At 65.4% G+C, this 18,971-nt stretch carries 14 protein-coding genes; 3 read left to right on the top strand and 11 right to left on the bottom strand.

Annotated elements, in window-relative coordinates; genetic code table 11:
• Nucleotides 1-82: 82 nt before the first annotated feature.
• From lysX to J3S28_RS14510, 3 genes are all read left to right on the top strand, one after another.
• A complete protein-coding gene (lysX, locus tag J3S28_RS14520; protein ID WP_372436007.1) occupies nt 83-3,379 on the top strand; it encodes a bifunctional lysylphosphatidylglycerol synthetase/lysine--tRNA ligase LysX in 3,297 nt (1,098 codons plus the stop codon).
• Nucleotides 3,380-3,469: 90 nt separating this feature from the next.
• Entirely contained in the window at nt 3,470-4,210 is a 741-nt protein-coding gene (locus J3S28_RS14515) for a hypothetical protein (RefSeq protein ID WP_207841466.1), read from the top strand.
• A 25-nt stretch (nt 4,211-4,235) separates the two neighbouring features.
• Complete coding sequence (locus J3S28_RS14510) at nt 4,236-5,108, top strand: alpha/beta fold hydrolase (RefSeq protein ID WP_207841465.1); 873 nt, start codon at nt 4,236-4,238, stop codon at nt 5,106-5,108.
• On the opposite strand, the gene J3S28_RS14505 is transcribed toward J3S28_RS14510, so the two are convergent.
• The 11 genes from J3S28_RS14505 to J3S28_RS14455 form a co-directional block, all read right to left on the bottom strand.
• Nucleotides 5,098-5,265 (bottom strand): hypothetical protein, encoded by a 168-nt coding sequence (locus J3S28_RS14505; protein WP_207841464.1) that lies wholly within the window; start codon nt 5,263-5,265, stop codon nt 5,098-5,100. The two genes, J3S28_RS14510 and J3S28_RS14505, sit on opposite strands and share 11 nt — an antisense overlap.
• Before the next feature lie 285 nt (nt 5,266-5,550).
• Nucleotides 5,551-6,459 carry a cutinase family protein gene (locus J3S28_RS14500; RefSeq protein ID WP_207841463.1) on the bottom strand — a complete coding sequence of 303 codons (909 nt, stop codon included), beginning with the start codon at nt 6,457-6,459 and terminating at the stop codon, nt 5,551-5,553.
• A 112-nt stretch (nt 6,460-6,571) separates the two neighbouring features.
• On the bottom strand, nt 6,572-8,038 hold the full coding sequence (locus J3S28_RS14495; protein WP_207841462.1) for a glutamate synthase subunit beta: 1,467 nt from the start codon (nt 8,036-8,038) through the stop codon (nt 6,572-6,574).
• Complete coding sequence (gene gltB / locus J3S28_RS14490; RefSeq protein ID WP_207841461.1) at nt 8,031-12,614, bottom strand: glutamate synthase large subunit; 4,584 nt, start codon at nt 12,612-12,614, stop codon at nt 8,031-8,033. The genes J3S28_RS14495 and gltB overlap by 8 nt, the downstream gene beginning before the upstream one ends.
• A gap of 337 nt (nt 12,615-12,951) precedes the next feature.
• Nucleotides 12,952-13,563: a response regulator transcription factor gene (locus J3S28_RS14485; RefSeq protein WP_207841460.1), complete on the bottom strand. Its 612-nt coding sequence runs from the start codon at nt 13,561-13,563 to the stop codon at nt 12,952-12,954.
• On the bottom strand, nt 13,560-14,639 hold the full coding sequence (locus tag J3S28_RS14480) for a sensor histidine kinase (protein ID WP_307797144.1): 1,080 nt from the start codon (nt 14,637-14,639) through the stop codon (nt 13,560-13,562). The genes J3S28_RS14485 and J3S28_RS14480 overlap by 4 nt, the downstream gene beginning before the upstream one ends.
• Nucleotides 14,640-14,661: 22 nt before the next feature.
• Nucleotides 14,662-15,312, bottom strand: a complete 651-nt coding sequence (locus tag J3S28_RS14475) for a PaaI family thioesterase (RefSeq protein ID WP_207841458.1) — start codon at nt 15,310-15,312, stop codon at nt 14,662-14,664.
• 54 nt (nt 15,313-15,366) lie between these two features.
• Entirely contained in the window at nt 15,367-15,663 is a 297-nt protein-coding gene (locus tag J3S28_RS14470) for a putative quinol monooxygenase (protein ID WP_207841457.1), read from the bottom strand.
• 49 nt (nt 15,664-15,712) lie between these two features.
• Nucleotides 15,713-16,513, bottom strand: a complete 801-nt coding sequence (locus J3S28_RS14465) for an ABC transporter permease (RefSeq protein ID WP_207841456.1) — start codon at nt 16,511-16,513, stop codon at nt 15,713-15,715.
• Nucleotides 16,513-17,442 (bottom strand): ABC transporter ATP-binding protein, encoded by a 930-nt coding sequence (locus J3S28_RS14460; protein ID WP_207841455.1) that lies wholly within the window; start codon nt 17,440-17,442, stop codon nt 16,513-16,515. Before J3S28_RS14460 ends, J3S28_RS14465 begins: the two co-directional genes overlap by 1 nt.
• 224 nt (nt 17,443-17,666) lie before the next feature.
• A complete protein-coding gene (locus tag J3S28_RS14455; RefSeq protein ID WP_207841454.1) occupies nt 17,667-18,950 on the bottom strand; it encodes an HNH endonuclease signature motif containing protein in 1,284 nt (427 codons plus the stop codon).
• Nucleotides 18,951-18,971: the final 21 nt, after the last annotated feature.

Below are 18,971 nucleotides of genomic sequence, written 5' to 3'. Positions count from 1 at the left end.
TCGGACCAGCCGTGGAAAGGCAACACCTGTGAGCGTGGATTTACCTGAAAGCCAGGAATTGGCAAGGCCAACCGAGCATCACGTGGTGCGGAGAACCGTCCCGTCGGGATTATTCAAGAACGCGCCCCGGCACACGAGCTGGGTGGTCGGCGTCCTCGCTGCCATATCCCTCATCAGCAGTCTCTCGGTGCAATTCCGCCGGCTCACCGAAGTGCCCCGCACGTACGTCGACAATTACATTGTCGTGGCCCCCGACACCAGTTTCGCGTGGGCATTCGTGCTCGCGCTGTTGGCGTTTGCGCTCGCCTCACGTAAACGGATCGCCTGGTGGCTCACCGTCATCTACATCCTGCTGTTCGGCACGGCCAACGTCATCTATCTCTTCGAGCCCTTTGCCTCCGAGAACGGTGTCGACACCGTGGTGCGGGTCAACATCTTCATCGGCCTCGCGATCCAGTTGCTCGCACTCGGCTACCTCGTGGCCAGTTACCGGCAGTTCTATACAAAGGTCCGCCGAGGCGCGATCTGGCGCGCACTCGGCGTCCTCGTCGCCGGACTGGTCGCGGCGTCCCTGATCGGCTGGGGCCTGGTCGAGATCTGGCCGCGCGACCTCGAAGAGTCCGAGCGGTTGCCCTACGCGATCAACCATGTCGTGACCTTCGGCTCGATCGACGTCTCCACCGACTTCGACAACCACCACACCTTCGCCGCGCTTGAGACGTTCCTCGGCCTGCTCGGCGCCTTGGCGCTCATCGCGGCCGCACTGATCCTGTTCCGGTCGCAGCGCTCCAGCAACTCGATGACGCCCGCGGACGAGCGACTCATCCGCCTGCTGATCGAGGGGTACAGCGGCGACGACTCCCTGGCGTTCTTCTCGACCCGCCACGACAAGGCCGTGGTGTTCGCACCCAACGGGATGGCCGCGGTCACCTATCGCGTCGAAGTCGGCACGGCCATGGCCGGCGGTGATCCCGTCGGGGACAAGAAGTATTGGCCGGACGCCATCGCCGAGTTCATCAAGGTCTGCGATCAGTACGGGTGGCATCCAGGTGCCATCGGCGTCAGCATCCACGGGGCCGAGGTCTGGGAGAACGCCGGTTTCACGACACTGAACATCGGCGACGAGGCAATCGTCCACACGCGCGGCTACAACCTCAACGGCCCTGACATGAAGGCCGTCCGGCAGTCAGTCGCCCGTACCAAGCGCGCTGGGATCACGGTGCGCATCGCCCGTCACGAAGACCTGAGTGACGAGCAGATGGCCGCCATGATCAGTCGCGCCGACGCCTGGCGCGACACCGACGAAGAGCGCGGCTTCTCCATGGCGCTCGGCCGCCTCGGAGATCCGCAGGACGGCCGGTCGATCCTCGTCGAAGCGGTGCAGAACGCCGGTACCGACGACGAGAAGGTCGTCGGCATGCTCTCGTTCGTGCCCTGGGGCACGACGGGCGCCTCGCTCGATGTGATGCGCCGCGACCACAACTCGATCAACGGGCTCACCGAGACGATGGTCACCGAGTTCGCCGAGAATGCCGAGGCTTTCGGTGTCCTGTACATCTCGATGAACTTCGCCGCCTTCCGCGCCGTGTTCGAAGAGGGTGGCCAGATCGGCGCGGGCCCGATCATGCGCACGATGTACGGCGCACTGACCTTCGCATCCAAGTACGTGCAGATGGAATCGCTGTACAAGTCGAACGCCAAGTATCAACCCGAGTGGGTGCCGCGGTTCCTCTGTTTCGAGGATGCCCGTACCGTTCCGCGAGTCGGGCTCGCGGCAGTCGTCAACGAGGGGTTCGTCAAACTCCCCAAGTTCGGTAAGGGCCGGGATTTCACCGGCCAGGCGTCGTCGGTCCCGGAGGGTGTCGACGTCGATGCCGTCGCCGCCGAGATCGCCGGTCTGGAGAAGGCCGAGCACCGCGGTCCGCGACGGCCCGAGCAGGTCCGCGTCCGGCTGGCGAAACTCGAACAGCTCACCGCCGCAGGCGTCGACCCCTATCCACCCGCCTATCCCCCCACCCACACCATCGCCGAGGCGGTGGCCGCCCCCGAAGGGACGACCGGCCGGATCGCGGGCCGGGTCATCCGCATGCGCGACTTCGGCAAGGTCGTCTTCGCGGACCTCCGCGACTGGAGTGGTGACATGCAGGTCCTGGTGGACGCGAGCGCACTGCGTCCCGACACCTTGGATCTGGCGAGCACCGTCGACCTCGGGGATCTCATCGAGGTCAGCGGTGTCGTGGGCCGCAGCCGCAAGGGCGAGCTGTCGCTGCTGGCCAAGGACTGGCGGATGCTCGGCAAGTGCCTGCATCCGCTGCCCGACAAGTGGAGTGGCCTGACCGATCCCGAGGCCCGCGTCCGCCAGCGATATGTCGATCTCACGATCAACACCAAGGCACGCGAGCTGATGCGCGTACACAGCGCGATCGTGAAGTCGATGCGCGACTATCTGGGTGGTCGCGACTACATGGAGGTCGAGACCCCGATCCTCCAACAGATCCACGGTGGGGCGAACGCTGCACCGTTCCGCACCCACATCAACGCGTACGACCTCGACCTCTATCTGCGCATCGCGCCGGAGCTCTATCTCAAGCGACTGTGCGTCGGCGGGTTGGAGCGCGTCTTCGAGATGGGTCGCAACTTCCGCAACGAGGGCGTGGACTTCAAACACAACCCCGAGTTCACGAGCCTGGAAGCCTATGAGGCACACAGCGATTACGACCGGATGCTGCACCTGACCCGGGAGATGATCCAGAACGCCGCCGTCGCGGCGCACGGCGAGCAGGTCGTCTACATCGAGGGCAAGGACGGGGTGATCGAGAAGGTCGACATCTCCGGCGAGTGGCCGGTGAAGACGCTGCACGGCGCGGTGTCCGAGGCGATCGACGAGGAGGTCACCCCGTACACCGACGTCGACACCCTCAAGGCGCTGTGCGACAAGCACGACATCCCGTACCGCAACGATTGGGACGCCGGGCAGGTCGCGCTCGAGATGTACGAGCACCTCGTCGAGGACCAGACGACGTTCCCGACGTTCTACAAGGACTTCCCGACGTCGGTGTCACCGCTGACCCGGCAGCACCGGACCATTCCCGGAGTCACCGAACGCTGGGACCTGGTGGCGTGGGGCGTCGAGTTGGGTACTGCCTACACCGAACTGACCGACCCGGTGGAGCAGCGCAAGCGTCTCACCGAGCAGTCACTGCTGGCTGCCGGCGGCGACCCCGAGGCGATGGAGCTGGACGAGGACTTCCTGCAGGCCCTCGAGCACGGCATGTTCCCCACGGGTGGTCTCGGCATCGGTGTCGACCGGATCGTCATGCTCCTCACCGGGCAATCGATCCGCGAGACCCTCGCGTTCCCGCTCGCCAAGCCCAAGTGACCCCGCTGCCCCCACCGCCGACCGTGCCAAAGATCGCGGCTGGTTCGGCACGCTCAGCGGCTGGTTCGGCACGGTCGGCGGGGTAGGTCAGTGGACTGGTACATCAAACATGTCGTCGACACCGGGCGGTCCGCCGCGCTGGTAGCGCTGATCGGGTTCGTGGTCACCTACGGGATCACCCGCGCGATCACCCGGAAGATCAAGGCCCGCAACGCGACGCCTGCACCGGAGGGCGATGATGCCGGAGGCGCCGTCAACGACATCTACATCGGTGGTGTGCACATCCACCATCAGGTGTGGGGCATCTTGCTGATCCTCGTGGCCGGGCTGCTCGAGTTCCGCTTTCAGCCGGATCCGCCGTGGCGCGAGATCCTGGCCGCCATGTTCGGGATCGGAGCGGCGCTGGCCCTCGACGAGTTCGCCTTGTGGCTTCACCTCGAAGACGTCTATTGGTCCGAAGAGGGCCGTAAGTCGATCGACGCCGTCATGATCGCGGCCGTCGTGGGTCTGGCCCTGTTGGTGGGAACCTCACCGATCGGCGTCAACGAGCCCGGCGCAAACACGCTCGGCATCCTGGTGACCGCAGGTAGCGTCGTCATCCACATCACCTATTCCGTCATCACACTGCTCAAGGGCAAGCTGGCCACCGGATTGATCGGGCTTCCGGTGCCGCTGCTCGGATTTGTCGGCGCGTGCCGGCTGGCCCATCCGAACTCATTCTGGGCACGACGGTTCTACTCCCCGAAGAAGATCGAACGCGCCGAGCGGCGTTACGAGAAGTACGTGAACCGGCGCGAACGGATGCGTGACCTCGTCGGCGGGCGCGAGTAGAGCCACCGGGCCTAAACTTGCGCAGGTGCAGCCACCAGGGACGTTTCACGCGATTGCGGGGCTCCGTACCCATGTCGTGGTCGACGGTGAGGGGCCGCCACTGCTGTTCCTCGCGGCGTTGGGAGGCAACTGGTTCGACTTCGATCAGGTCACCGAGATCCTCCGGGCCCGCTACACCGTGATCCGGTACGACCGGCCCGGCTATGGACTGTCCGATCCTTTGCCTGCCGGCCAGATCCCGTCGATCGCCGCTGAGGTCGAGCGGATCGACCACATCCTGGACGAGCTGGGGATCACCGAGCCCGTCCTGTTGGCCGGTCATTCCCTGGCGTCGCTCTATGTCGAGGGCTACGCGAGGAGCAGGCCCGACCGGGTCGCGGGCGTGATCATGCTCGATGGTTCCTACGTGATGCTGCCGTTGCAGCTGGTGCCACCCGGCTGGAGCAACCGACTCGCGCATGTGGCGGCGCGGTTCATCAAGGCCCTGCGTCTGCCGCGGTCAGCCGGGATCAAGGGACACGCGATTGCGACGTCGCCGGGTCCGCCGGGCGGATTCACCGCGGCGCAACGTTACTGGATATCCGAAGTGTTCAACGGAACCCGTTTCCCGCGGGCTTTCCTGGTCGAGCAGGCGGCGTTCGGGGTTCTCAACTCGCAGTTGGTTGCGCTGCGGCGGACGCATCCGCTGACTGCGCCGGTCCATGTCGTGTCGGCGCTACCGGGACGACGCACGCCGGTGCGCTTGTTCTGGAACTGGAAGCAGGGTCGCTACGCGCGATTCCTCGGCGGTTCGTATACGCCGGTGATCCCGGCGCGGCACTTCTTCATCGTGCAGCAACCCGACGTCGCCGCGAAACTGATCGGCGATTTCGCCGCCGGGGTGACCGTCAGAGGTTGAAGCTGCGGAGTTCGGCCGTGGTGACGAGTCGTTCACCGTTCTCGGGCAGCCGCCGCGCGAGACGCCGGTGGGCGATGTACCCATCGGCCCCGAAGATATGCGGGGTCATTCCGAGCAGTTGAGTGCGGCGGCGGGTGCGGGGGTTCGCCAGCTTCACGACGGATCACATCCTGTTTAGTGCAATGGATACTCTTGTCGATACTGTATGTCGTCGGCCGGCTGATCGCCAGTCGGGACACAAGCATCTCTCGCGATATGTCGCGACGACGAAAAGCGTTGTTACTCTTCGCAGGTCATCGCGACAACATCTCCAAACGCTGTGACGTAGGCCACGTTACGCCGGAGGTGGCATCCCATCGGGTAGCACACGCGGGTGAGTCACATCTGTCCCACTGATCACACTGAGCGAGCGCAGCCGCCCTCGAGGCAGCTCCGCGGAAGGTCAGGCGAGGCCTGCAAGATAGTTCTGTGCCCACTGCAGCGCGGTCACGCCCGGCTCCACCTCGAAGTTGGCGTAGTCCCCGTGCGAACCGGACTGCAGGAACCGGTTGAACGCGACGATCTGTGCGCGCGCCTTCTCGTTGCTCAGTTCGTCGACGAGCGCGCCCGGTCCACCCCTGGTCACCAGCTCGCTGACGATTGCCCAGGCCTCGGCCTGGTACTGAGCGAGCTGATCGGGGTTGGGGTCACTGGTCTCCGCCAGGTAGCCGGCGATCCGGGAGACGTAGTAGTCGCGTGGGATGTTGCAGTACTGGTCGCCGGGCTCGCAGATCGTGAACGTGCGGTCACTGACCCAGCCGAATCCGCCCTGGCGGGGTCCACCGTTGCCTTCACCGGAAAGCTTGGGACCGATGAGCGCGTCCCTCTTGGTACGTCGTGGATCCGAGATCAACACGGCGCCCGCGAACTGGCTCGGCTTGATGACACCGCGGCGGGTGCCGACTTCGGCGGCGAAGTCGCCGGCAGCGTCGGCGCCCTGGCTGTAGCCGATGACCGCGATCTTCGTGGCGGGGCAACGCTTGGTCATCGTGATGGCCAGGCCCTCGGCGTTGGCGACTGCCTGGGCCTTCGACTTGCCGTAGATGCTGCCGCCGGTCTCCCACGGGAATGCGGTGGCGTTGTAACCCACCAGCTGCACGCGGGTCTCCGATCCGAGACCGGACGTCGGGTACGACAGCATTCCGGGCACCTGCCCGTCGGCCGAGTTCTCCCAGGTTCCCGGGATGGCCAGGACGTAGAGCTCCGGGCAGTCCGCAGGATCGGCAACCGCCGTCGGTGCGGACAGAACGCTGACGGCCCCCGCCGTCAAAATTCCTGCTGCCAGAGCACTGACCCACCGCCGCACACGCATGTACTGTCCTTCGTTCATTGATCGCGCCGGGTAGTTTCCCACCCGTCAACTGACTCGAAAAGCTCCCCGGATCCGGACTCATCATTGCAGTTCGGACTCGGTTTCGCGAGTCCTACCGCTGCGGCGCCTGCGTCGGGACGATCGGTGCGGGCAGCAGTGTGGCACCGGCGAGGAAGCGGTCCGCAGCGGCGGCCGCGGCCCTTCCCTCGGCGATCGCCCAGACGATCAGCGACTGCCCACGACCGGCGTCGCCGGCGACGAAAACGCCGGGCACGGTCGTCTCGAAGTTGTCGTTGCGCTTGACGTTTCCGCGCTCGTTGTAGTCGACGCCGAGCTTGTCGAGGAAGTCGGCGCGCTCGGGTCCGACGAAGCCCATGGCGAGCAGGACGAGATCGGCCTCGAGTTCGAAGTCGCTGCCTTCCATCTTCTCCGGCCGGCCGTTGTTCATCTTGACCTCGTGCGCGCGCAACCCGGTGACCTTGCCGTCTTTGCCGACAAATTCCTCAGTGTTCACGGAGAACACCCGCTCGCCGCCCTCTTCGTGGGCGGAGGAGACCCGGAACATCAGCGGATACGTCGGCCACGGGGTCGATTCTGCGCGCTCGTCCGGCGGCCTGGGCATGATCTCGAACTGGTGCACGATCTCGGCGCCCTGCCGCAGCGAGGTGCCGAGGCAGTCCGCACCGGTGTCGCCGCCGCCGATGATGATGACCCTCTTGCCCTTGGCATTGATCGGCGGTTGCCCATCAGAGTCAAGGATGTCGTCACCCTGCTGGACGCGGTTGGCCCACGGCAGGAACTCCATCGCCTGGTGGATGCCGTCGAGATCGCGTCCGGGGATGGGCAGGTCGCGCCCCTGGGTCGATCCGTTGGCGAGGATCACAGAATCGAAATCGGCCCGCAACTGCTCCACCGTGAGGTCGACGCCTACGTTGACGCCGGGCCGGAACTGCGTGCCCTCGGCCTCCATCTGCTCGAGGCGGCGATCGATGTGCCGTTTCTCCATCTTGAACTCAGGGATGCCGTAACGCAGCAATCCACCGATACGGTCGGCCCGCTCGAAGACCGTGACGTCGTGGCCGGCCCGGGTGAGCTGCTGCGCCGCAGCCAAGCCCGCAGGGCCGGAACCGACGACGGCTACCGACTTGCCGGTCTTGGCCGACGGGAGCACTGGCTTGACCCAGCCCTCGTCGAAGGCGTTGTCGATGAGTTCGACCTCGACCTGCTTGATGGTGACCGCCGGCTGATTGATGCCCAGTACGCACGACGCCTCGCAGGGCGCCGGGCACAACCGGCCGGTGAACTCGGGGAAGTTGTTGGTCGCATGCAGGCGTTCGATGCCGTCGGCCCAGCGATCCTTGTACACCAGGTCATTCCACTCGGGAATGAGGTTGCCGAGAGGGCAACCGTTGTGGCAGAACGGGATTCCGCAGTCCATGCAGCGACTGGCCTGGGTCTTGAGGGTGTCGCGATCGAAATCTTCGTACACCTCTTTCCAGTCCATCAACCGCAGGGGCACCGGCCGCCGCTGGGGCAGTTCCCGCTCGGTGTGCTTGATAAAGCCTCTTTGATCAGCCACGTGCGGCCTCCATTACTGCCTCGTCGACATCGCGCCCGTCCTTCTCGGCCGAGGCGATCGCCTGCAACACCCGCTTGTAATCCTGGGGCATCACCTTGACGAACTTCTGGGAGTTGCTGTCCCAGTCGCTCAGAATGCTCTCTGCGACCGGCGAACCGGTCTCGTTGCGGTGCTTGCCGACGATGGCTTCGAGGAACTCGAGATCCTCGGCTTCCAGCTCTTCGGGTAGCACCAGTTCGGTGTTCAGGTTGTCCTTCAAAACATTCGCGGGGTCGTACACGTAGGCGATGCCACCGGACATACCGGCCGCGAAGTTGCGACCTGTCGATCCGAGAACCACCACACGCCCGCCGGTCATGTACTCACACCCGTGGTCGCCGACCCCTTCGACCACTGCCGTCGCCCCGGAGTTACGCACGCAGAAGCGCTCGCCCACGACACCGCGGAGCAGGATCTCACCACCTGTGGCACCGAATCCGATGACGTTGCCGGCAATGATGTTCTCTTCTGCCACAAAGCCTTCGGGCGCGTTGTCGGCCGGGCTGACCACGATCCGGCCGCCCGAGAGTCCCTTGCCGACGAAGTCGTTCGCATCGCCCTTGAGGCGCAGTGTCACACCCTTCGGAACGAACGCTCCGAAGCTGTTGCCGGCAGAACCCTTGAAGTCGATGATCACCGTGCCGTCCGGCAAGCCGTTGGCACCGTAGTTCTTGGTGATCTCGTGACCCAGCATCGTGCCGACGGTGCGGTTGACGTTGGCGATATCGGACGAGAAGCTGACCCGCTCACCCTTGTCGATGGCGGCGCGAGCCTGGGCGATCAGCTGCTGATCGAGCGCCTTGTCCAGCGCGTGATCCTGGCTGCCCGAGCAGTACAGATCCTGGTTCATGAACGGCGAATCGGCCTGCGTGAGGATGGCCGAGAGGTCGAGCTTGCCCGCCTTCGCCGACTTCCAGTGATTCAGCGCCTTGGCGGTGTCGAGCATCTGCACCTGGCCCACGGCCTCTTGCAGCGTCCGGAAACCGAGGCGGGCCAACAACTCCCGAACCTCTTCGGCGATGAAGAGGAAGAAGTTCTCGACGAACTCGGGCTTTCCGGTGAAACGCTCACGGAGCACGGGGTTCTGCGTCGCGACACCCACCGGGCAGGTGTCGAGGTGGCAGACCCGCATCATGATGCAACCCGAGACCACCAGCGGTGCGGTGGCGAAACCGAACTCCTCACCACCGAGCAGTGCCGCGACGACGACGTCGCGACCGGTTTTGAGCTGGCCGTCGACCTGCACGACGATGCGGTCGCGCAGTCCGTTGAGCAGCAGGGTCTGCTGGGTCTCGGCCAGGCCGAGTTCCCAGGGTCCACCGGCGTGCTTCTCACTCGTCAGCGGTGTCGCACCGGTGCCACCATCGTGACCGGAGATCAGCACGACGTCGGCGTGGGCCTTCGAGACACCGGCAGCGACGGTTCCGACACCGACCTCGGAGACAAGTTTCACGTGAATCCGAGCTGCCGGGTTCGCGTTCTTCAGGTCATGGATCAGCTGCGCCAGATCCTCGATCGAGTAGATGTCGTGGTGCGGCGGCGGCGAGATCAGTCCGACACCGGGTGTCGAACCACGGACCTCGGCGACCCACGGGTACACCTTGTGCGGCGGAAGCTGTCCGCCCTCACCCGGTTTCGCACCCTGGGCCATCTTGATCTGGATGTCGGTGCAGTTCGTCAGGTAGTGCGAGTTGACGCCGAAGCGGCCCGAGGCGACCTGCTTGATGGCACTGCGACGCCAGTCACCGTTCTCGTCGGGCTCGAACCGGCGCACGTCTTCGCCGCCCTCGCCGGAGTTGGAACGACCGCCGAGGCGGTTCATCGCGATCGCAAGGGTCTCGTGGGCCTCGGCCGAGATCGAGCCGAAGCTCATCGCGCCGGTGGAGAACCGCTTGACGATCTCGCGCGCCGACTCCACCTTGTCGATGGGGATGGGATCGCGATCGTCGAAGTTGAAGTCGAAGAGCCCACGCAGCGATGCCATGCGCTTGGACTGGTCGTCGACGAGCTTCGTGTACTCCTTGAACACCGAGTACTGCCCGGTGCGGGTCGAGTGCTGCAACTTGAAGACGGTGTCCGGGTTGAACAGGTGATATTCACCCTCGCGGCGCCACTGGTATTCGCCGCCCACCTCGAGCTCGCGGTGCGCCCGCTCTTCGGGCCGACCGGTGAACGCCACGGCATGACGGGCGGCGACGTCGGCGGCGATCTCGTCGAGGCCGATGCCGCCGAGGTGTGACCGCAGTCCGGTGAAGAACTCGTCGACGGTGTCCTGGTTGATACCGATGACCTGGAAGAGCTGGGCGCCGGTGTAGGACGCCAGGGTGGAGATGCCCATCTTGGACATCACCTTGAGGACGCCCTTGCCTGCAGCCTTGATGTAGTTCTTCTGCGCGGTCTTGTAGTCGAGCCCACCGAGCGCATCGCGCAGCGCCATGTCCTCGATGGTCTCGAGGGCCATGTACGGGTTGATCGCGGCGGCACCGAAGCCGACGAGTGCGGCCATGTGGTGCACCTCGCGGGCGTCACCGGCCTCGACGAGAAGTCCGACCTGGGTGCGGGTCTTCTCGCGGACGAGGTGATGGTGCACGGCCGAGGTCAGCAGCAGCGACGGGATCGGCGCGAGGGTCTCGTCGGACTCGCGGTCCGACAGGACCACCAGACGGGCGCCGCCGGCGATGGCCTCCGAGACCTGTGTGCGGACGTCGTCGAGGGCTTTGCGCAACCCTTCGCCACCATCGGCGACCGGGTACAGACCACGGATCTGCACGCTGCGGTAGTCGGCGAAACGCTCGTCCTCACCCAGGCGTACGAGCTTGGCCAGGTTGTCGTTGTCGAGGATCGGCTGCGGCAGCACGATCTGCTTGCACGACTCCGGTCCCGGGTTCAGCAGGTCGGCCTCGCGGCCGATCGTGACACCGATGCTGGTGACGACCTCTTCGCGGATGGCGTCGAGCGGCGGATTGGTGACCTGGGCGAACATCTGCTGGAAGTAGTCGAACAGCATCCGGGGGCGCTGCGAGAGCACCGCGATGGGAGTGTCGGTACCCATCGAGCCGATCGCTTCGGCACCGGTGCGGGCCATCGGCTCGACCAGCAGGCTGACCTCCTCGGTGGTGTAACCGAAGACCTGCTGACGCAGTTTCACCCGATCGTGCGCCATGTGGCTGTGCGGCTCACCGGGCAGGTCGTCCAGGTGCTTCATGCCCTCGTCGAGCCACTCCTGGTACGGGTGCTCGGCGGCGAGCTCGTCCTTGATCTCGTTGTCGTCGACGATGCGGCCGGCGGCGGTGTCCACGAGGAACATCCGGCCGGGCTGCAAACGCAACTTCTGAACCACGTCACCGTGATCGATGTCGAGGACACCGACCTCCGACGCCATCACGACCAGTCCGTCCTTGGTGACCCAGATCCGGCTCGGGCGCAGACCGTTTCGATCGAGGACGGCACCGATCAGGGTGCCATCGGTGAAGCACACCGACGCGGGGCCGTCCCAGGCCTCCATGAGCGTCGAGTGGTACTCGTAGAAAGCCCGGTGCTCCGGCTTCATCGACTCGTGACGCTCCCAGGCCTCCGGGATCATCATGAGCACCGCGTGGGGCAGCGAGCGTCCACCGAGGTGCAGCAGTTCGAGCACCTCATCGAACCGCGCGGTGTCAGAAGCGCCTTGGGTGACGACGGGGAAGATCTTCTCGCCGGTGCCCTCACCGAACACGCTGGTGTCGATGAGCGCCTCGCGCGCCCGCATCCAGTTCTCGTTACCGGTGGCGGTGTTGATCTCACCGTTGTGGGCGACGCGGCGGAACGGGTGGGCCAGCGGCCAGCTCGGGAAGGTGTTGGTGGAGAAGCGCGAGTGAACCAGACCCAGCGCACTCTCGACACGGTCGTCTTGCAGGTCCACGTAGAAGCCCCGCAGCTGCGGAGTGGTCAACATGCCCTTGTAGACGAACGTGCGCCCGGAAAGACTTGGGAAGTAGACCGTTTCACGGCCCGGGCCGTCCTGCCCGGCGCCCTTGTTGCCGAGTTCGGTCTCGACCCGCTTGCGCACCACGTACGAACGACGCTCGAGGTCGTCGCCGGCGGCCCCGGCGATGAAGATCTGGCGGAACGTCGGCATCGCGTCACGGGCCAGCGCGCCCAGCGAACTCTCGTCGATGGGCACGTCGCGCCAGCCGAGGACGGTCAGGCCCTCGGACGTCACGATCTTCTCGACGCCGTCGCACGCGGTCTTGGCGTCGCCGGAGCCCTGCGGAAGGAACGCGACACCGGTGGCGTAGGAGCCCTCGGCGGGCAGATCGAAGTCGACCACGGCGCGGAAGAACGCGTCGGGGACCTGGATCATGATGCCTGCACCGTCACCGGTGTTCGGCTCGGCGCCGGCGGCACCTCGATGTTCGAGGTTCACCAGTGCCGAGATCGCCTTGTCGACGATGTCGCGACTGCGTCGACCATGCATGTCGACGACAAAGGCAACACCGCACGAGTCGTGCTCGTTCTGCGGATCGTAGAGCCCTATGGGGCCGGGAGCGTGCTTCATACTTTTTCGCCCTTAACATCGCGCCCACGTGGGGCGCACCGTTTCAGCAGAGGATACGGCAAGTGAGCTGGGACTTACCCAGTTAGGCAAGCCTCAAATCACGTCCACCAGCGCTGACACTCCACAGGTGGGCTGCACCTCTTACTCCAGGCCAGCGCCGTTGCTGACCGCAGATGATCGGAAGATCATTGCACGAAGGATCACCCCGGCAATGAGCATCGAATCATTTTCTCACGCCACCCTCGCCGTATTGAAATCGGCGACCTCAACACCGTCGCCGCGGGAGCTGACGAACTCGACTTACGGGCGGTGCTCGTGTTCCCACACGACCCGGCCGTCAGAGCCAGCCCCGCTGCTGCGCGATGCGGGCGGCCTGGGCCCTGGTCTCCGCGCCGGTCTTGCCGATGGCGCTGGACAGGTAGTTCCGCACGGTTCCCGCCGACAGGTGGACCTGCGCCGCGATCTCGGCCACCGGCGCTCCGGCCAGAGCGATGGTGAGCACGTCCCGTTCGCGTTGGGTCAGCGGATTGCCTCCGGCGGTGAGACTTTCGGTCGCCAGCGTGGGATCGATGACCCGCAGACCCGCGTGGACGCGGCGCACTGCGTCGGCCAGTTCTGCGGCGGGGGTGTCCTTGACGACAAAACCCGAGGCGCCTGCCTCCACGGCTCTGCGCAGGTACCCGGGCCTTCCGAATGTGGTGACGATGAGGGTCCTGACCTGCGGGAGTTCGGTGTGTAGCAGTGCCGCCACCTCGATACCGTCGGCGCCCGGCATCTCGATGTCGAGCAGGCAGACATCGACAGAGGACGCGCGGGCCTGCTCGAGCACCTCGTCGCCCCGCCCGACCTGCGCGACCACGTTCAGGTCGGGCTCAAGACTCAGCAGTGCCGCCAGCGCCCCGCGGACGAGGGCCTGGTCGTCTGCCAGAAGTAGTCGTATCTCGCTCATGGCAGCTTGACCTCGATCGTCGTGCCGGCTCCGTCGTCACCGACGATACGAAGGGTGCCACCGGAGCCCTGAACGCGTTCGCGCAGCCCGCGCAGACCGTTCCCGTCGGCTGGGCCCTGCAGACCGACACCGTTGTCGGTGACCTCGATCCGGTTCTCCCCCAGTGTGACCCGAGCCTGCGTCGCGCCTGAGTGGCGCACCACGTTGGTGACGGCCTCGCGCAGGGTCCACGCGAACAGGATCCGGTGGGCCGGATTCACCACGTCGACGTCGGCGGGCAGTGACGGCTCGATCCGAGCCGCGACGAGGGCGGTGCGAGCCGAGAGCAGTTCGGTGGCCAGATCCGGGGAACGCAACCCTCCGACCGTCGCGCGGATCTCAGCCAGCGCTTCGCGTGAGATCCGGTGCAGGTCAGCCAATTCGGCCTTGGCTGCGGTCGGGTCGACATCGACGAGCCTGCCGGCGAGCTCCGATTTCACCGTCATCACCGTGAGGGAGTGGCCGAGGATGTCGTGGACGTCGCGCGCAACTCGTTCCCGTTCGGCGACCACCGCGAGTTGTTCGTTCAGTCTCCGCGACGCGGCGGCGGATTGCTCCCGCAACTCTTCGCGGGACCGCAGGACACGTACGGCGAGCAGCGTCGGGCCGACCACCAGCAGCATCACCACGATGCTCGTGTCGAGGGACCAGCCGTCGACGATCTCCGGCGTGAGGATCGCTGCTCCGAGAAGCACCACACAGGTCGCCACCGCGATCGGCAGCGCAAACGCGAAGGCCGAGACCGCCATCAAGTACGGCGCCAGAGCGAAGATGTTCTCGCCGAGCGTCACCATCGCGGCCCCGGCGAGAGCGATGAGCAGGATGAAGACCGCGATCGAGTTCCGGGTACGGGTGGGTTCAGTGAGTCCTCGCCGGAACAGCACGTAGACGCAGGCGAGGACGTACACGAGCGCAAAGCATCCGAGCACGGTCAGCGTGAAGACGCGCTCGGTGGTGCTGAGCGTGTCCGACGACACCACCGACGCGACCGGGTAGATCAGGAACAGCAGCCAGACGGCAGCAAAGCCCCATCGCACGTCTCGCCACGGGTTGGGCCGACTACTGCTGCGAGCCCCAGAGGTCTCCCTGGTCGCGGGCCCACTTCGGGACGATGAAGACCCCGCGCGCCTGAACGGTGACACCCTCGGCATCAGAGATGCTCCCGACCACAAATGTCTTGTACTGCTCGTCGCGATCGATCCGCGCCTCGACCCGCAGTGGTCCCAGCGGGGTCGCCCGCAGGAACTTGATCTCGATCGTCCCGGTGAGGTTGGTCCGGCGTCCGAAACTGCCCGTCTCTCCGAGGATGTGGTCGAGCAGCAGCGCAGCCACTCCCCCGTGGACCAGACCGGGAGGGCCCTCGTAGGCGGCACCCAGGTCGACTTCTGCCCACGAACTGCCCTTCCCGTCGTGATTGATCACCATCGGCGGGGCTGCGGCGTTGCGTAGTCCTACCGCCGCATTACCCCACGCCATGCTCTTACCCGTCGGGGTGACCCGCACCCCGTACGGGCCGTCGAGCTGCTTCGTCCGCAATCGGGCAGTCGCGGCCTCGATCTCGGCCTGCACCGCGTGGAGCGTGTCCTCGTCGACCTCCGTGCGGATGGTCGCGTCCACCAGATCGCGGACGGCATCGGTGAACGAGCCGTACAGGCCACGAAGCCGTTCGAGTTCGGCGTCGTCGACGTCCTCGTGCGCGAAGTGCAACATGCAAGAACTAGAACATGTTTCTGTTTTAGTTGTCCAGGATCAGATTCTCTGAGCTCAGATGCTGTCGTCTGTGTGGTACGACGTGAGGCCGGGAGCGCCGGCGAGCAGTGGGCCCAGGTCGGTGATCGCGCCTTCGCCTGCACGGAACTCGCGGTACTTCGCGTCCTGCTCCACCGACGCCCAGCGCTCGAGGATCACCCAGCGCGTCGGATCCGCGGCGTCGACGAGGACCTCGACCGACTCGCATCCGTCGAATGCCCTGGTCTCGTTCAGCACCCGCTTGAACACTGCCTTAGCTTCGTCGAGGGCTTCGGGCTTGAACTTCACTTCGAGGAGGGCGGTGAGGGACATGTGAGATCTCCGAACTGTGGTTGCTACGGGTGGTCACTGTCGAAGTTACCTACTGTCGCGCCGTGCTCTTGCGGTAGTAGTGAATTGCCGCGTATCCGAATATCGCTGCCCACACGGCGATGTTGACGAAGCAGACCAGCAGCGAGATGTGATCGCCGTACGCCGTGACGCCACCGGTGACCGGATAGTTCGCCAGTTGGCTCACCCCGAACATCGGCGTGAACATGGAGAACGTCAGCATCGCGCCCTTGAGTGGGACGAACACGTTGCCCGCGAACGCCAGCAGCGTCAGGACTCCGCCGAGCACCTGCGTGGCGGCGTCGGACCTCAGGGCGCTGCCGACCGCCAGCCCGAATGCGGCGAACAGCGCCGAACCGAGCCACCCGAGCACGACCGCGGCGACCCAGTCACCAAGGGGCGCACTCGCACCGGTCGAGACGCCGACCGCCGACAACAGGATCAGCGGCAGCGCGGCGACGGTGAGAGCGACGAGCACCTTCGACACCACGTAGGCCGCCGGTGTCATCGGGGTCATCCGGAGCGTTCTCGTCCAGCCGGCTTGCTGTTCCAGGGCCACCGACGCGGCGGTGGTCGTCGTTGCGAGGATCGCCCCGTAGATCGCCATGTGGATCATCACGTACGCGGCGGTGTTCGCGCTGCCGATCTTGTCGCCGCCGTAGTCGGCGGTGGCACCGAAGATCAGGTACATCAGGGTGGGCACGGCCAGGGTGAAGATCATCGCTCGCCGATTCCGCATCACCCGCCGAAGGTCGAGGCGGACATAGGTGGTGGAGAAGCCGCGCAGGACACCTGCCCTCGAATGCGCGGCCGGGCTGGTCAGGGTGGTCATCAGCGGGTCCTCTCGGGTGTTGCGTTCTGTGGGTGATCACTGGTCAGCGCGACGAAGGCGTCTTCCAGGTTGTGGGAGGTGATCTCGACGTCGCGAGCCCCTGTTGCCGTGAGCAGGTGGCGGGCGAGCGCATCGGAGTCCGGCGTACGCAGATGGTGGCGACCACCGCGCTCGGTGACGTCGGTCAACTCCGGAAACTCCGCACGGACCATCGCCAGATCGTTGCGATCGAGGACGGCCGAGACGGTACGGCCGCTCGCCTGTGCCCGGATGCTCGCCGTCGAACCATCCGCGACGATCTGGCCTTTGGCGACCATCACGATGCGGTCGGCGAAATCGTCTGCCTCCTCGAGGTAGTGGGTCGCGAACACCACCGTCCGGCCGCTCTGCGCGTCGGCGCGCATCGTCGCCCAAAATGCTCGCCGCGACTCGACGTCCATCCCGGCTGTCGGTTCGTCGAGGACGATGAGGTCGGGATCGGGCAACAGCGCCAACGCGAACTTCAGCCGCTGTTGTTCACCGCCGGAACACTTGGAGACCTTGCGGTCGGCGATGTCGGTCAGCCGGGCTCGCTCGACGACCCCGTCGACAGCGGCGGCTGCCCCGAACGTGCCGGCGACGATGCGTATGGTCTCCGCGACGGTGAAGTCGGGCAGCAGACCTCCGGTCTGCATCACTGCGGCGATCCGGCCGTTCCCCGCTGCCGTCACGGGGTCGGTGCCGAACACCCGGACCGTCCCTGAATCGGGCGTGGACAGTCCGAGCATCATGTCGATGGTGCTGGTCTTGCCTGCGCCGTTCGGGCCCAGGAACGCGACGATCTCGCCCGCACCGATGCGCAGATCGATGCCGTTGACGGCCCTGACGGGTCCCTTCGACGAAGCGAACGTCTTGGTCAGTCCGCTCAGTTCTATTGCGGTTGTGTTCATGAGAGAAACCCTGCTGCAACCGGAACTGTCGCACCCACTGCCGATGTCACGAGAACCGCATGACAGATGTCATGCCGCTGATGCCTCTCCGTCGATGGGGCGGCTCACACTATTGAGTTGTCAATGTTCCAGCCGCACCGGTGTTATCCGGTGCTGCGGTAGTAGCTTGGGACTGCGTCGTCGTGTGTAGTTTCTCGTGAATCCGTGTGCTCGCTTTGAGCCGTTCAGGCGGCGAGTGGTTCGTTGGTCATGGTCCGTCTGGCGTGGGATCGGATTGGTTCAGTCTTCCCGGGCGCGATGAACCAGGGATGTCCGTCGTGTCCGATGAAGACAGTCCAGCCTTTGTGGTGGATGTAGTTGTGGTGCCGGCGGCACAGCAGGACTGTGTTGGTCAGGCTCGTCTCGCCGCCGTGACTCCAGAACTTGATGTGGTGCGCGTCCGTCCAGCCGGCGGGGCAGCCGCAACCCGGGAAGGCACATCCGCGGTCTCGCACAGTGAGCGCTTTGCGGATTGCGGGTGTGACGGTACGGAATTCGCGTCCCACCTCGAGGGGTACGGCGTTGTTGTCGAGCAGGATCTTGGTGATCACCGAATCGCACACCGTCATCTGTGCGGTGGGCAACGACACCGGTCCGGTCCACTCGAACGTCGCGGCCGCGGTGGGTACTTTCGCGCCGGGGATGCCGTTCATCTGGAAGGCCAGGAGTTGCTCGGCGGAGACGGTCATCGTCACCCGCGGTTTCACCCCACCTTCGGTGGGCCGGTCCTGGTGAGCGAAGAACACATCCAGGATCTTGCCGAGGGCTTCGGACAGACGTTGCGGCGTGCTGCGGGGATCAGGTGACCCATCGGGTTCTGGGACCGGCTTAGCCAACGGACGCAACGCAGCAGACAGCTTCTCGCCGAGCGTTTTGTCGAGGTCGAGGGTGCCGTGGGTGCGGCCGTCGTCGCCGGTCCCGAACGACACTTCATTGAGGTCATCGTTTTCGGCGTCGGGGATCTCTTTGTCGGCCGGTGACAATGCAATGGCCATCTCGTGGGCTCGCCGGCTCACTGCCGCCGGTGTCGACACGCGGGCCTCTGTGAGCAATCCGCGGACGCAGTCGGCGCGATCGGATTCCGACAGATCGGGGTCCCGACGATCAATGTGACCCAGGCCTTTGACGATGGCGTCCATGTGCTCACCGGACAGGGTCCCGTCGATGGCGTAGGTGGCGACTGAAGGGATGGAACCCAGGGCGCGCCCCACTCGGACGTAGCGGCCGGCGACTGCGGGTGGCACTCCGGCGGACTGCAGTAGCTCAGCGGTCGAGTCCACGCCGGATGTCTTTGCCACACCACGCTTGTCGAGGTCGCCGGTGAACCGGAACAGAAGTTGGTCTAAGACGTTTTTCGCCCGCAGTGCGTAGACCGTCTCCTCTGACAACGCCAAGTCGTCGAGCGGTGCGAGCAATAACGGATCCGCCGCCATCGTTGATAGGTGTTCGAACAGCCCCCGGAAGTTCATGACTAAAATCTACCGCGATAT

The sequence above is a fragment of the Williamsia soli genome (assembly GCF_017377795.1).
Lineage (GTDB): Bacteria > Actinomycetota > Actinomycetes > Mycobacteriales > Mycobacteriaceae > Williamsia > Williamsia soli.
This window is presented reverse-complemented; position numbering and strand designations above follow the sequence as displayed.

What these genes read in the sequence shown, in the direction of transcription:
- J3S28_RS14500 (WP_207841463.1), bottom strand. Translation starts at nt 6,459, where the DNA reads ATGCGTGTGCGGCGGTGGGTCAGTGCTCTGGCAGCAGGAATTTTGACG.
- J3S28_RS14470 (WP_207841457.1), bottom strand. Translation starts at nt 15,663, where the DNA reads ATGTCCCTCACCGCCCTCCTCGAAGTGAAGTTCAAGCCCGAAGCCCTC.
- J3S28_RS14455 (WP_207841454.1), bottom strand. Translation starts at nt 18,950, where the DNA reads ATGAACTTCCGGGGGCTGTTCGAACACCTATCAACGATGGCGGCGGAT.
- J3S28_RS14485 (WP_207841460.1), bottom strand. Translation starts at nt 13,563, where the DNA reads ATGAGCGAGATACGACTACTTCTGGCAGACGACCAGGCCCTCGTCCGC.
- J3S28_RS14465 (WP_207841456.1), bottom strand. Translation starts at nt 16,513, where the DNA reads ATGACCACCCTGACCAGCCCGGCCGCGCATTCGAGGGCAGGTGTCCTG.
- J3S28_RS14460 (WP_207841455.1), bottom strand. Translation starts at nt 17,442, where the DNA reads ATGAACACAACCGCAATAGAACTGAGCGGACTGACCAAGACGTTCGCT.
- J3S28_RS14475 (WP_207841458.1), bottom strand. Translation starts at nt 15,312, where the DNA reads ATGTTGCACTTCGCGCACGAGGACGTCGACGACGCCGAACTCGAACGG.
- gltB (WP_207841461.1), bottom strand. Translation starts at nt 12,614, where the DNA reads ATGAAGCACGCTCCCGGCCCCATAGGGCTCTACGATCCGCAGAACGAG.